Below are 13081 nucleotides of genomic sequence, written 5' to 3' on the forward strand. Positions count from 1 at the left end.
GTGGTCTACGCTGGGCGTGTGACGGAGTTGGAGAAGGGGCCGCGCGGCCTGCGCCGCGGCCGGGGCGCACGGGAGCGCATCGTCAGCGCCTCACAACAGCTGTTCCGCGAACAAGGCATCAACGGCACCGGCATGGATCAGCTCTGCGCGGCGGCCGAGGTGTCCAAGCGCACGCTCTATCAGCACTTCACCGGCAAGGACGAGCTGATCGCCGAGGGCTTGCGCCGATTCGATCCCGACGTCCTGCCCGAGGTGTTCGACCGCACCGACCTCACACCCCGCGAGCGTCTCCTCGCCGCGTTCGACGTGCACGCGCCCCTGTGCCCGTTCATCGCGGCCGCCGTCGAAATTCCCGACCCGGGCCACCCGGCACGCGTGTTCGCCCGCGACTACAAGAAAGCCTTCGCCGCCCGGCTCACCGACGCCGCCCGCGAGGCCGGCGCCGCCGACCCCGAACAGCTCGGCGAGCAACTGGCACTGCTGCTGGACGGCGCCTCGGCCCGCAGCCGGGTCCTCAACACCGAAACCCTCGCCACTGCCGCCGCCATCGCCGCCGCCCTCGTCGACAACGCCATCCCCGCGGGAGCGCACGGCCGCCCGGAGAGAGCCGGTGACGACATCTCAGGGCCCTGAAGCCGCCGCACAAGCCGCCACACAGGCCGCCGGACAGGGGACCGCTCACCGGACCGGGAGGCCGGCGGCGTAGGTGGAGGGCAGGAACCTACGTGCCGGCGCTCACCGGTCCGGGAGGCCTGCGACATACGCGGCGGCGACCTTCTTGGGCACCACCATCCGCCACGCGTCGAGCACCAACTCGGCCATCAGCCGCTCGTCCAGCGTCGCCATCCATGCCTGCACCCACCGGAACCGCATGTCCGACGCCCGGGGCAGGTGGAACACCTCCGGCGCCGAGGCGACCAAAGCCTCGCGCTCCTCCCGCGGGAAGCCGAACCCCATCACGGTCTCGTCGCGCGAGAACGCGACATAGACGATCTTTCCCACCCGGAATTTCACCCGGTCGCGAATCAGGTGCTCCTCGCTGCGCGGGAGCGGGCCTGCGATCGCCCGGACATCGTCGACGGTGACCATGCCGGGCACGTTATCCCTGGGGTATGACAACACCGCCGGCTCGTGCTTGATCGCCCCCGTTTGACGTTCAAACACGCGCCGTCGAGCGCGAGGTACAGAGTCCATGTCGACGCTGGGTCGATTGCTTGTGAGATTCTTGCGAGTCGGTGAACATGCAGCTCGGTGGGCCTGGAGGTCGTGTGGTGGAGTTCCGAGTGCTCGGCCCGGTCGAGCTCTGGGACGACGGGGAGCGGATCGACACCGGACAGCCCCGGCAGCGGGCCGTCCTGGCCGGCCTGCTCGCGGACGCCGGGCGCGCGGTGCCGGCGGACACCCTGATCGACCGCGTCTGGGGCGAGGACCCCCCACGCGGCGCCCGCGCGGCACTCCACGCACACATCGCCCGCCTCCGCCGCATGCTCGAGAAGACGAGCGGCCAGGAAAAGATCACGTTCGACGCCGGCTGCTATCGGCTCGAGGTCGATCCCGAGGCGGTCGACCTGCACCGATTCCGCCTGCTCACCACCCAGGCCCGCGCCACCACCGACGACCGGCAACGCGCCGAATGCCTGCGCGGCGCCATCCAGCTCTGGCGCGGCATGCCGCTGTCCGGTCTCAGCGGCCCCTGGGTCGAGCAGTCCCGGCAGGACTGGGAGCAGCAGTTCCTCAGCACCGCCGTGCTCTGGGCCGAGACCGAGCTCACCCTCGGCAACCCGGACACGATCATCGGCACACTCCACGAACTCGCCGCCGCACACCCTGTGGTCGAACCGCTGACCGCGGTGCGCATGCGCGCGCTCACCATGGCCGGCCGCCCGGCCGAGGCGCTGCAACTCTACGAGCACACCCGCAAGAACCTGGTCTCCGAGCTGGGCACCGACCCGAGCCGTGAGCTGCAGGACCTCTACCGGGCGATCCTGCGAGGCGAGCAGCCGACGACGGCGCCCGCGCAACTGCCCGCCGACGTCCCCACCTTCGCCGGCCGCCGCGAGCACCTGGCGCAACTCGACGCCCTGCTCAGCACCCCGGCCGGCGCCGGGCGGATCGCCACGGTCTCCGGCACCGCGGGCGTCGGCAAGACCACGCTGGTCCTGCACTGGGCGCACACCGTGGCGGGCCGGTTCCCGGACGGGCAGCTCTATGTGAACCTGCGCGGCTACGACACGTCCGGCGCCGCCATGCCGACCGAGGAGGCCCTCCGCTATCTCCTCGAAGCCCTGGGCATGCCCGCCGAGCGGGTGCCGACCGGCACCGGCGCCAAATCCGCCCTCTACCGCGGCGCGATGGCGAACAAGCGGATCCTGCTGGTGCTCGACAACGCGCGGGACGCCGAGCAGGTGCGCCCGTTGCTCCCGGCCGCCGCCGGCGCCATGGTGGTGGTCACCAGCCGGGATCGGCTCACCGGCCTGGTGGTCAGCAACTCGGCCCACCCGCTCAACCTGGAAGTGCTGTCCGACGACGAGGCGCGGGCCCTGCTCGGCCGCCGGATCGGCGCCGATCGGGTGGCGGCCTTCCCGGCGGCGACGGACCGGATCATCGCCGCCTGCGCGCGTCTGCCGCTCGCGCTGGCGGTCACCGCGGCCCGCGCGCTGCAGACCGGGTTCGCGCTGGACGGCCTGGCCGACGAGCTCGAACGATCGCCCGACCTGCTGGGCACGTTCGACGTCGGCGATCCGGCGAGCCAGGTCCGCGGCGTCTTCTCCTGGTCCTACGTCGCGCTCGACGCCGCGGCGCAGGACCTCTTCCGGATGCTCAGCCTGCACCCGGGCCCGGACGTGTCGGTGGCCGCCGCGGCCAGCCTGGTCGGCCTCGACGCCCCGGCCACGCAGCGCCTGCTCCGGGTGCTCGTGGAGGCCAACCTGCTGTCCGAGTCACGGCCGGGGCGCTATGCGTACCACGATCTGCTGCGGGCGTATGCGGCCGATCTCGGCGCGACCCGCGACAGCGACGCCGCGCGCCGGACCGCCACGGTCCGGATGCTGGACCACTACGTGCACACCGCCTACGACGTCGACCGGCAGCTCTATCCGATGCGGAGCCCGATCGAGTTGCCGCTGAACGATCCGGCGCCGCACGTCTGGCGCACCGAGATCCGGGATGCCGACCACGCGGCCGCCTGGCTCGACGCCGAGTTCGCGTCGATGATCGCCATCGCGCAGCAGATCGCCGCCTCCGACTTCGGCACCTATGCCGGCCAGCTCGCCTGGCTCCTCGACCAGTCGCTCTACCGCCGCGCGCGCTGGCTCGACCGCGCGACCGTGTGGCACGCCGCGTTGCGCGCCGCCGGCAACGCCGGCAATCTCACCGCGCTCGCCGCCGCCCATCGCGGTGTCGCCCATGGCGACACGCTCCTGGAAAACTTCGACTCCGCCGCAAACCACCTCGAACAAGCCCTTGACCTGTACGCCCGCAGCAACGACCTGCTCGGCCAGGCGAACGTGCAGTACTACCTGGCCAACCTCCGGGGCCGTCAGGGCGACAACGCACGGGCGCGCACGCACGCCATCCACGCCCTGTCGTTCTATCGGTCCACGAGTCACGGCCCGGGCCAGGCCAACGCGCTCAACCAGGTCGGCTGGTACAGCGGCCAGCTCGGCGACCACGCCGGCGCCCTCCAGGCGTGCCGGGAGGCGCTGCGCGTGCAGGAGGAGATCGGTGACCACGCCGGTCAGGCCGACACCTGGGACAGCATCGGCTACGCCCACCACCACCTGGGCGACCACACCGAGGCGATCGCCTGCTATCGGAAGGCGATCGACCTGTTCCGGAACCTCGAAGACCGCTACGCCGAGTCGGAGACGCTGACCAACCCGGCGAGACGCATCTGGCGGTCGGCGACCCGAAGTCCGCCCGCATCGCGTGGACCAGGGCGCTCGACCTGCTCGACGAGCTCGGCCATGCCGACGCGGGCGGGGTCCGGGCGCGGCTCGACGCCCTCCCCCGCTAGCCGAGCGTGAGCCGCACGGTCACATAGGAGTGCGGCGGCAGGTCCACCTCGAGGCCGGCGTCGTGTGGGCGTACCCCGGAATGGGTTTGCGGTGCGACCAGGTCTGGGGCCTCGGGGGTGTTGTGGTCGCTCAGCGACCTCGCCGTGAGCACCCGGGCCTCGTGCCCGGTGACCGCACGCCCGCGCAGATCCAGGACCACCGTCTGAGCCTGCTCGGCGTGCAGGTTGGCGAGCGAGATCAGGGCCTGGCCGTCCTTGGTGGAGGCCGAGGCGGAGAGCACGCTCAGTTCGGCTTCGCCGACCGAGACCTGGGGTACGCCGCCCCGCAGGTGCACGTCGAGCGATCGGGCGTCGTGGTGCCCGGTGCCCATCGCGAACACGTGGTAGGTGGGGGTGCGCACCAGCGCGCCGGTCGCCTCGTCGGTGAGCAGCATCGCCTGCAGCACGTTCACGGTCTGCGCGATGTTCGCCATCACCACCCGCTCGGCGTGCCGGTGGAAGATGTCGAAGTGGACGGCGGCGACGAGCGCGTCCCGCATGGTGTGCTGCTGGAAGAGAAAGCCCGGATTGGTGCCCTCCTCGACCTCCCACCAGGTGCCCCACTCGTCCACCACCAGGCCGATCGCGCGGTCCGGGTCGTGCCGGTCCATCACCGTGGAGTGGCGGCGGATCAGCTCGTCCATCCGCCGCGCCTGCACCAGGGTCGAGTAGTAGTCGTCCTTGCTGAACTCGGTCGCGTGCCCACGCCGGATGCCCGCGCCGTTGTGCGTGTAGTGGTGCAGCGACACGGCCTGGAACGTGCCGCGGGAGGTGATCGCCCGCATCAGCGCCTCGGTCCACGCGTAGTCGTCGACGTTGGCGCCGGCCGCGATGCGGTAGATCTCGTTGTCGCCGTGGTCCCGCAGGAACGTCGCATATTGCCGGGCCAGGTCGGCGTAGACCTCGGCGCGCATGTTGCCGCCGCAGCCCCAGGCCTCGTTGCCGATGCCCCAGAACGGCACCCGCCACGGCGCGTCGCGACCGTTGGCCTTGCGCAGCGCGACCATCGGCGAGTCGCCGTCCCGGGTCAGGTATTCCACCCAGTCGCTCATCTCCCGGACGGTGCCGGATCCGACATTGCCGTTCACGTAGGGCTCGGCTCCCAGCAGGTCGCACAGGGCCATGAACTCGTGCGTGCCGAAGTGGTTGTTCTCCTCGACGTTGCCCCAGTGGGTGTTGACCATCCGGGGGCGTGACTCGCGCGGGCCGATGCCGTCGCGCCAGTGGTATTCGTCCGCGAAGCAGCCGCCGGGCCAGCGCAGATTGGGGATCCGGATGGCTCGCAGCGCCTCGACGACGTCCGCGCGGATCCCGCCGATGTTCGGGATCGGGGAGTCCTCGCCGACCCAGAATCCGCCGTAGACGCAGCGCCCGAGGTGTTCGGCGAAGTGGCCGTAGACGTGTCGGCTGATGGTGGGGCCGGGCAGGTCGAGGTTGACGACGGCGTGAATCAAGGCGTTGCTCCTCTCCTCCGGCTTCGACCCTACGCCGGTTGACGATCTCGCTTGCACCTGCCAATAATAGTTGGCATGAGCAAGCAGCAGCTGACCGGCGACGCGTTGGTGCAGGTGCTGGCCACGCTGGCCAGCCCGCATCGGCTGCGGGTGCTGGCCGCGCTGGCCGGGGATCGGGCATATGTGTCCCAGCTGGCCCGCGACCTCGGCATCAGCCGCGCGCTGCTGCAGGTGCACCTGAAGAAGCTGGAGAAAGCCGGCCTGGTCACCGCGCACCTCGAGCTCTCCGAGGACGGCAAGGCGCTGAAGTTCTATCAGGCCGCGCCGTTCTCGCTGCTGCTCACACCCGAAGTGGTCGCCGCCGCGGCGGCCACCCTCACGATGGACCCGAGGGACACCCATGGTTGAGTCCGTTTTCCTGATCGTGGTCGGCGCCTTGATCATCGCCGTGCTGTGGTTCCTGACGAACCTCAAGCGCGCCTCCAAGCTCGACGCCTACACCGAACTGGCCGCGCGCACCGAGCGCACGATGAGCGACGTGCTCGAGCAGCTCGCCGAGCTGAACCGGCGCACTGCCGAGATCGAGCGCATCCTGAAAGACGCCGAATGAGAAACGTGCCGAACGTGATCACGCTGGCCCGCACGGTCGTCGCCGTCACCCTGGCGGTCGCCGCGCTGGCCCAGCACAGCCCGGCGCTGCTGATCGCGGCGTACGCCACCTACTGGGTCGGGGACATCGCCGACGGCGCCGCCGCCCGCGCGCTCGGCCAGGAGACCCGCACCGGCGCCGTGCTCGACATCGTCGCCGACCGGGCCTGCACCGCCACCTGCGCGGCCGCCCTGGTCGTGCTGCGGCCCGAGACCGCGCTGCCGGTGGGCGTGTTCCTGTTCCAGTTCATGGTCGTGGACCAGATGCTCAGCCTGGCGTTCCTGCGCTGGCCGCTGCTCAGCCCCAACTACTTCGACCGCGTCGACCGGCGGATCTGGCTGTGGAACTGGTCGCCGCCGGCCAAGGCGGTCAACACCTCGGCGCTGATCGTGCTGGTCGTCTTCACCCACTCGCCGCTGCTGCCCACAGCGTTCGCGCTGGCCGTCACCGCGGTCAAGGTCGCGTCCCTGATCGCGGTCACCCGGCTCACCCCCGAACCGGCACCGGCGACGGCGCTGAGCGCGCGATGATCGCGGTCCTGGCGGCCGCGGCCGTCGGGATCCTCTCCGCGTTCCTGCCGGTCACCCCGGCCGAGCCCTATCTGATCGCGGCCGCCGCGGCCGACCAGGGCAACCCGGTCGCGCTCGGCCTGGCCGCGGCGCTCGGGCAGGCGGTCGGCAAGCTCGCCATCTTCCTCGCGGCCCGCGGCGCCCTCAACTCGCCGTGGCTGCGCCGCAAACTCGCCGCGGCACGCCGGGCCGGCAAGCACCGCCGGCCGCGCAGCGCGCTCTTCGACCAGCCGTGGCCGGCCGCCGGCATCCTCGCGGCGAGCGCGGTGTTCGGCTTTCCACCACTGCTCGCGACCAGCGTCTATCTGGGCTCGACCCGGATGCGCCCGGCGGTGTTCGCGGCGGTCTGCTTCGCCGGCCGAGCGATCCGGTTCATCGCCCTCGCCTATTCCCCGGGCCTGCTGGGTTACTGAGGATCGGCCGAGCGCGGCTTCGGCACCGGGTTGTCGCCGTCGGCGGGCGGCGGGAGCGCGTCGCGGACCTTGGCCCGGGCCACCCGGTCGGCCGGCAGCCGATAGGTCGCGGCCTGCACCAGCTCGTCCGGCACGTAATGCCGCCCGCGGCGCCCGAGTCGCGGCACCGGCACCTCCGGGACCGGTCCGGCCTCGTGCGCCACCGGCTCGAAGAACGGCACGTCCGCGACCGCCTCGATCCTGGGCCCGACCGGCGCGGGAAAGGCCGGCGCCACCGGAGGCGGAGCCGGCATGGGCTCGGCGGCAACAGGAGCCAGAGCAGGCGCAGGAGCGGGAGCAGGAGCGGGAGCCGGACCGGGAGCCGGACCGGGAGCTGGAGCGGGAGTGCGGGAAGGCGCAGCCGGCGTCGCGATGCGGGCGGCCATGCTCAACGTGCTGCGGGTCGCCTCGTCGAAGCCGTCGCGGTAGGCCTGCTCGCGATCCCAGCCACCGCGGCGCCACTGGTGGGCGCGCCCGGCCGCATATCCCACGCAGACGCAGAGGACAGCGACAATGGTCACGAGGGGGGCGCTCATGCCCCGATTCTGGCGAAGGGAATCGACTGCTAGCTATGGCCCGTTTGACGTACCCCGATCGGGTAAGGATCGAATCATGACAACGGTCGCCGTGGTCAGCCCGGGCTTCATGGGCTCCGGGCTCGGCTCGGCGCTGCGGGCCGGCGGCGCCCGGGTGGTCGCCACCGCGCAGGGCCGCTCAGCTCGCACGCTGCGCCTCGCCACGGAGGCCGGCCTGGAACTGCTGCCCACCCTCGACGACGTTGTCGCCGCGGCCGACATCGTGCTCTCGGTGACCCCGCCGTCCGACGCGCCGGGTGCCGCCCGGTCCATCGCCGACGCCGCCCGCCGCACCGATTCCCACCCGATCGTGGCCGACCTCAACGCCGTCTCCCCGGCCACCATGGCCGCGATCGACGAGATCTGGCCGGGTGTCGTGGACGGGGCGATCTCCGGGCCGCCGCCGACCGCCCAGCCCGGCGCCACGCTCTATCTGAGCGGTCCGCACGCCGCCGACGTCGCCGCCCTGCCCTGGGCCGACAAGATCAAACCCGTTCTCCTGGGTACGGAGGCCGGCCACGCGAGCGCCCTCAAGATGTGCACCGCGGGTGTCTACAAGGGACTCACGGCGCTCGTGACCCAGGCCATGCGGGTGGCCGGCGAGCACGGCGTACTCGATGAGGTCCTCGCCGACCTCGGCCGAAACGGCCTGGACCGGTCCGCCGGGGTGGCCGGGTCCGCGACGAAGGCGCACCGTTTCGTCGGCGAGATGCGCGAGATCGCCGCCACCCAGGCCGGCGCGGGCCTGACCCCGGCGCTGTTCGAGGCGTTCGCCGAGGTCTATTCCGAGGTGGCGACGACGGCGCTGGCCGAAGGCGATCCGGAGACCACCCGCGGCCTCACCCCGCAGCAGATCGTCGAACGCCTCCGGCGCAAGTAGCCTCGGGCGGCGGCGCGGCTCAGCTCTTGACCGAGCCGGCCATCAGGCCGCCGATGAACCACCGGCCCAGCAGGATGTAGACGACCAGCGTGGGCAGCGACGTGATCAGCGCGCCCGCCATCGACGCCGCATAGTCCGGTGACTGCGCGCCGGCCAGCGCGTTCAACGCGATCGTGATCGGCCCGTTCCGGTTGTTGGACAGGAAGATCGCGAAGAGGTAGTCGTTCCAGGAGGACGTGAACTGCCAGATGATCGTGACCACGAAGCCGGGCATCGAGACCGGCAGGATGATCGACCAGAACGTGCGCAGCAGCCCGGCGCCGTCCACCCGGCCGGCCTCGATCAGCTCCTCCGGCACCGTGGTGGCGTAGTAGTTCCGGAAGATCAGCGTGCAGATCGGGATGCCGTAGACGCAGTGCACGAAGACCAGCGTCGGGATGCCCGGCGCGATCCCGATGGTGGTCACGATCTCGCGCAGCGGGATCATCACCGCCTGGTAGGGGATGAACATCCCGAACAGGATCAGCGTGAAGACCACGTCCGCGCCGGGGAACCGCCAGCGGGACAGCACGAAACCGTTGGCCGCGCCGATCGCCGACGAGATCAGCGCCACCGGAATGGCCAGCTGGAAGGTGCGCAGGAAGGCCGGTTGCAGCACGTCCCACGCCTTGCCCCAGGACGCCGTCGTCCACTGCGCCGGCAGGCTCCACGCCCCGGCCACGCCGATCTCGTTGCCGGCTTTGAAGCTGGTCACCACGAGCACGTAGGCCGGCATCAGGACGACGATCAGGAAGAAGACGGCCAGGGCGTACTTGACGACCGTGCCCGGGCCGAACTTGCGGCGGCGGGCCGCGGTGACCGGCGGCTTGACCCCGGAGGGCGCGTCGAGGACGGCGGTCACGCGTTCTTCTCCGCCCGGTTGGTGTAGATCAGGTAGGGCACGATGACCACCGCGACGAGCAGCAGCAGGATGATCGAGATCGCCGCCGCCTTGCTGTAGTCGCTGGTCAGCAGCGCCTGCCAGACATAGACCGCGGGCACCTCGGTGAGCCACTGCGCGCCGGACACGCTCATGATCAGGTCGAACATCTTCATCGACATGTGCCCGACGATGATCAGCGCGGACAACGCCACCGGGGTCAACTGCGGAAAGATCACGTTCCGATACAACCGGTACGTGCTCGCGCCGTCCATCGCCGCCGCCTCGCGCAACTCCTGTGGGATGCCACGGAAGCCGGCCAGAAAGAGCGCCATCACATAACCGGACAGCTGCCAGACGGCCGGCAGCGCCATCGCCGCCATGCCCCAGTCGGGGTCGGTCCACCAGGAGTTCTGCAGGAAGCCCAGCCCGATGCCGTCGAAGACGGAGTTCAGGCCGCCCTCCCCCGGGTTCATCAGCCAGCGCCAGACGACGCCGGACGCGACGAACGACACGGCCATCGGGAAGAGGTAGACCGTGCGGAAGAAGCCCTCGCCGCGCACCCCGCGCTCCAGCAGGAACGCCCACAGCAGACCGAGCAGCATCGTCCCGGCCAGGAAGACGACCGTGAAGATCAGCAGGTTCTTGAGCGAGTGCAGGAACCGGTCGTTGATGTCATCGGTGAAGAGGTTGGTGTAGTTCTCCAGCCCGACGAAGCCCTTCGACCCGCGGGCGTTGTGCTCGTCGGAGACCGACACCTTCGCGGTCCAGGCGATCAGGCCGTAGACGAACACGGCCAGCAGGACCAGGGACGGGGACAGCAGAAGCAGTCCCGGTCCCCAGTGCCGCATGCGACGCATCAGTGAATGCCTACTTCTTCTTCGCGAACTGGTCGGCGGCCGCGGTCAGCGCCTTGAGCAGCCCGGCGTCGTCCTGATTGGTGGAGTACGCGCCCATCGCCGAGTTCACCGCGCCCTGCCACCCCTGCGAGCACGCCGACCCGTGGGCGCAGGACGGCGCCTGGGTGGCGGACTTCCAGTCGGCCATCGCGGTCTGCTGGTACTTCGGGTAGTCGGCCGGCGCCGCGTCGGTCCGGGCCGGGATCGAGCCCTTCTTCGTGTTGAACGCCTTCTGCCCCTCGGCCGAGCCGACCGTCTTCAGCCAGCACTTGGTGCCCTCCGGGTTCTTCGCGCCCTTGGGCAGCACGAACGAGTCGGCCAGCCACTGGAAGGTGGTGCCGTTGCCCGGGAAGGTGAAGTAGCCGTAGTCGGTGAAGCCCTTGGCGTCCAGGTCGGCCGCCTCCCAGTCACCCATCAGCTGGTAGGCCGCCTTGCCCTCCATCACCAGCTTCTCCGCGTCGGTCCAGTCCAGCGCGTCGCGGTCGGTGTTGGTGTAGGTCAGCAGCTTCTTGAAGTCGGCGACCGAGGTGGCCACCAGCGGGTCGGACCACGGGGTCGCGCCGTTCCACAGGCCGGTGAACTTCTCCGCGCCCAGGTTGGTGATCAGCACCGACTCGAACAGCATCAGCTGCGTCCAGTCCTTGCCGACGGCCAGCGGCGTGAGGCCCTTGGCCTTGACCTTGTCCAGCGCCGCGAAGAACTCCGGCATCGTCTTCGGGTCCGCGGTGATGCCGGCGGCGGCGACCACCTTCTTGTTGCTCCACACCACGTTCGCCCGGTGGATGTTGGCCGGCACCGAGTAGATCTTGCCGTCCACCGTCAGGTTGTCGATCAGGCCCGGCGGGAACGCTGTCTTGAGGCCCCACGTGTCGTAGTCCGCGCTGACGTCCTCGACCTGCCCGGCGTCGATGTAGTCGAGCAGCTCCGCCCCGGCGTGCGCCTGGAACGTGTCCGGCGGGTCGCTCTGCTGCAGGCGGGAGGCGAGCACCTGCTTGGCGTTCGCGCCGGCGCCACCGGCCACCGCGCCGTTCTCGAAGGTCTGCCCGGCGCACGCGGTGCCGAAGGTGCCGACCAGAGCGTCCAGCCCGGCCTTCTCACCGCCGTCGGCCCACCAGGTGAACACCTCGACCTTGGTCGAGCCGGTGCCGCCCTCGTCGCTGCCGCCGCAGGCGGATGCGCTCAGCAGGGCGGCGATTCCGACAGCCGCCACCACGGCGCGTCGCGTGAAGCGCATATCTCCCCCAACCATCGTTGACATCGTTGTCAAAGACAACACGGGGCACCCTCCCGTCCCCAGTGGACATCGTCAAGGGTGATTGCGTGGTCGTTTCCGTCTCGTGACGTCCGGCCTAAGTGGCCTGTTGCCCGGCGCGGTGCTCCACCTGCGAACCACGACAAACAGACCGCACGCCGCGAAAGGACCGCGGCGCCGGGTGAATCTAATGTCGATAGTTCAGTGAGTTGACCTACATTCGGCTCTACTTCGATCACGCTGCGGCATTCCCTTGCGCAGTCATCTCGACACGTCTCACAAAGCCGCGAGAAAACTACTGTCGGTAGTGGACATGCCTCGGGGAAACGGCGGCAGACATCGCGTGGCACCAATGTCGACCAGCGCAGAATCGCTATAGTGACGCCAACAACCGCTAGATCACATTCGGCACCTTCTTGGCCGGAGTAACCGTGTGTGATCCTCTCAAGACACTGAGGCAAATATGTCTGTCACAAAACTAGATGGCGCGAGTCCCGGGGACGAAGCCCAGGACTACCAGCTGGCCGTCACGTACATGCTCTATTACCAGCGCGGGTTCTTCAGTCTCACCGGCGCCGGCTTCGTCAATCTCGCGTTGAGTGAATCGGGCGTCGTCGACCTGGCCCCCGGCTGGCTGACCACGACCGCGCACGTGGGATTGGCATTGTCCGCGCTGATGTACGCGGTCGCGCCCTACCGCCGCAAGCTCGCGGCCTTCTTCAAGCTCACGCCCTGATCGATGATCACCGAGCAACCGGCGAGCGCCGCCGCCATCGACTTCGATCGCTTCTACCGCGCGCAGTTCGCCGCGACCGTCAACTTCCTGAGGCGCATGGGAGCGGAACACATCGAGGCGGAGGACGCGACTCAGAGCGCGATGGAGTCAGCATTTCAGAACTGGCACTCCATCCGCGAGAAGTCGCCCTGGGTCCGTGTCGCCGCGCGGAACAACTGGATCGACATGATGCGGCGGAGAAGCCGGATCACCACTGCGGAGACGTTCGACGCGAACAGCGTGCTCGTCAACCGGCCGAGCTCCGACGGCGACCCCGCCGGGGCATTTCACCGCAAACTCGAGCACGCCGACGCTCTCCGAGCGGTGCATGGCCTGCCGCGCACCCAGCGGGAGATATTCACGCTGGTCGTCGAGGGCTTTGCACCGAGTGAGATCGCCACGCTGATGGGGAGCAGCCCTGGTGCCGTCAGATCCAATCTGGCCCATGCGCGGCGTCGCTTGAAACGCACCTACACCGACCGGGCGGCGTGAAGCCGGGCCCGCCATCCCGACCTTCCATTGGCCGGAGTACGGGATGGCGGGCCCTCTCAAGACACGGCAGAAACGCCGCGCCCAGCTGTCGGACCGCTGACGGCGGTCACC

General features: G+C 70.0%; 15 protein-coding genes. 9 read left to right on the top strand and 6 right to left on the bottom strand.

Translation table 11 applies throughout. The features are described 5' to 3' along the window. Positions 1-18: 18 nt before the first annotated feature. Complete coding sequence (locus ACZ6TI_RS34165; RefSeq protein WP_465349336.1) at positions 19-633, top strand: TetR/AcrR family transcriptional regulator; 615 nt, start codon at positions 19-21, stop codon at positions 631-633. Between the two features lie 102 nt (positions 634-735). Here ACZ6TI_RS34165 and ACZ6TI_RS34170 read toward each other — a convergent pair whose 3' ends face one another. Next, complete coding sequence (locus ACZ6TI_RS34170; protein WP_465349337.1) at positions 736-1089, bottom strand: MmcQ/YjbR family DNA-binding protein; 354 nt, start codon at positions 1087-1089, stop codon at positions 736-738. A gap of 182 nt (positions 1090-1271) precedes the next feature. On the opposite strand from ACZ6TI_RS34170, the gene ACZ6TI_RS34175 reads away from it, so the two are divergent. Then, a complete protein-coding gene (locus tag ACZ6TI_RS34175) occupies positions 1272-4025 on the top strand; it encodes an AfsR/SARP family transcriptional regulator (RefSeq protein ID WP_465349338.1) in 2754 nt (917 codons plus the stop codon). On the opposite strand, the gene ACZ6TI_RS34180 is transcribed toward ACZ6TI_RS34175, so the two are convergent. Next, positions 4012-5508, bottom strand: a complete 1497-nt coding sequence (locus tag ACZ6TI_RS34180; RefSeq protein WP_465349339.1) for an alpha-N-arabinofuranosidase — start codon at positions 5506-5508, stop codon at positions 4012-4014. The genes ACZ6TI_RS34175 and ACZ6TI_RS34180 overlap by 14 nt on opposite strands. Before the next feature lie 75 nt (positions 5509-5583). Between ACZ6TI_RS34180 and ACZ6TI_RS34185 the strand changes: the two genes are divergently transcribed. Genes ACZ6TI_RS34185 through ACZ6TI_RS34200 form a run of 4 tightly spaced genes read left to right on the top strand, consistent with a single transcriptional unit; the run spans position 5584 to position 7139 of the window. Next, positions 5584-5916, top strand: coding sequence for an ArsR/SmtB family transcription factor (locus ACZ6TI_RS34185; protein WP_465349340.1), 333 nt, complete (start codon positions 5584-5586; stop codon positions 5914-5916). Then, positions 5909-6118, top strand: coding sequence for a hypothetical protein (locus ACZ6TI_RS34190; RefSeq protein ID WP_465349341.1), 210 nt, complete (start codon positions 5909-5911; stop codon positions 6116-6118). Before ACZ6TI_RS34185 ends, ACZ6TI_RS34190 begins: the two co-directional genes overlap by 8 nt. Next, positions 6115-6687, top strand: a complete 573-nt coding sequence (locus ACZ6TI_RS34195) for a CDP-alcohol phosphatidyltransferase family protein (RefSeq protein ID WP_465349342.1) — start codon at positions 6115-6117, stop codon at positions 6685-6687. The genes ACZ6TI_RS34190 and ACZ6TI_RS34195 overlap by 4 nt, the downstream gene beginning before the upstream one ends. Then, complete coding sequence (locus ACZ6TI_RS34200; protein ID WP_465349343.1) at positions 6684-7139, top strand: hypothetical protein; 456 nt, start codon at positions 6684-6686, stop codon at positions 7137-7139. Before ACZ6TI_RS34195 ends, ACZ6TI_RS34200 begins: the two co-directional genes overlap by 4 nt. Here ACZ6TI_RS34200 and ACZ6TI_RS34205 read toward each other — a convergent pair. Next, the gene (locus ACZ6TI_RS34205; RefSeq protein WP_465349344.1) at positions 7133-7714 is read right to left on the bottom strand and encodes a hypothetical protein; all 582 of its coding nucleotides are present in this window, start codon (positions 7712-7714) and stop codon (positions 7133-7135) included. The genes ACZ6TI_RS34200 and ACZ6TI_RS34205 overlap by 7 nt on opposite strands. 76 nt (positions 7715-7790) lie before the next feature. Between ACZ6TI_RS34205 and ACZ6TI_RS34210 the strand changes: the two genes are divergently transcribed. After that, a complete protein-coding gene (locus ACZ6TI_RS34210; protein ID WP_465349345.1) occupies positions 7791-8633 on the top strand; it encodes a DUF1932 domain-containing protein in 843 nt (280 codons plus the stop codon). 19 nt (positions 8634-8652) lie between these two features. Here the strand turns inward: ACZ6TI_RS34210 and ACZ6TI_RS34215 are convergent, their stop codons facing one another. From ACZ6TI_RS34215 to ACZ6TI_RS34225, 3 genes are all read right to left on the bottom strand, one after another. Then, the gene (locus ACZ6TI_RS34215) at positions 8653-9408 is read right to left on the bottom strand and encodes a carbohydrate ABC transporter permease (protein ID WP_465349485.1); all 756 of its coding nucleotides are present in this window, start codon (positions 9406-9408) and stop codon (positions 8653-8655) included. A gap of 122 nt (positions 9409-9530) precedes the next feature. Then, the gene (locus ACZ6TI_RS34220) at positions 9531-10403 is read right to left on the bottom strand and encodes a carbohydrate ABC transporter permease (RefSeq protein WP_465349486.1); all 873 of its coding nucleotides are present in this window, start codon (positions 10401-10403) and stop codon (positions 9531-9533) included. A 19-nt stretch (positions 10404-10422) separates the two neighbouring features. Next, positions 10423-11685, bottom strand: a complete 1263-nt coding sequence (locus ACZ6TI_RS34225) for an ABC transporter substrate-binding protein (protein WP_465349346.1) — start codon at positions 11683-11685, stop codon at positions 10423-10425. A 481-nt stretch (positions 11686-12166) separates the two neighbouring features. Here ACZ6TI_RS34225 and ACZ6TI_RS34230 point away from each other — a divergent pair, with 481 nt between their 5' ends. Together ACZ6TI_RS34230 and ACZ6TI_RS34235 are read left to right on the top strand one after the other, a co-directional pair. After that, entirely contained in the window at positions 12167-12439 is a 273-nt protein-coding gene (locus ACZ6TI_RS34230) for a hypothetical protein (protein WP_465349347.1), read from the top strand. 3 nt (positions 12440-12442) lie between these two features. Further along, a complete protein-coding gene (locus tag ACZ6TI_RS34235) occupies positions 12443-12970 on the top strand; it encodes an RNA polymerase sigma factor (protein ID WP_465349348.1) in 528 nt (175 codons plus the stop codon). Positions 12971-13081 lie beyond the last annotated feature (111 nt).

Source organism: Actinoplanes sp. NPDC051388 (assembly GCF_055586225.1).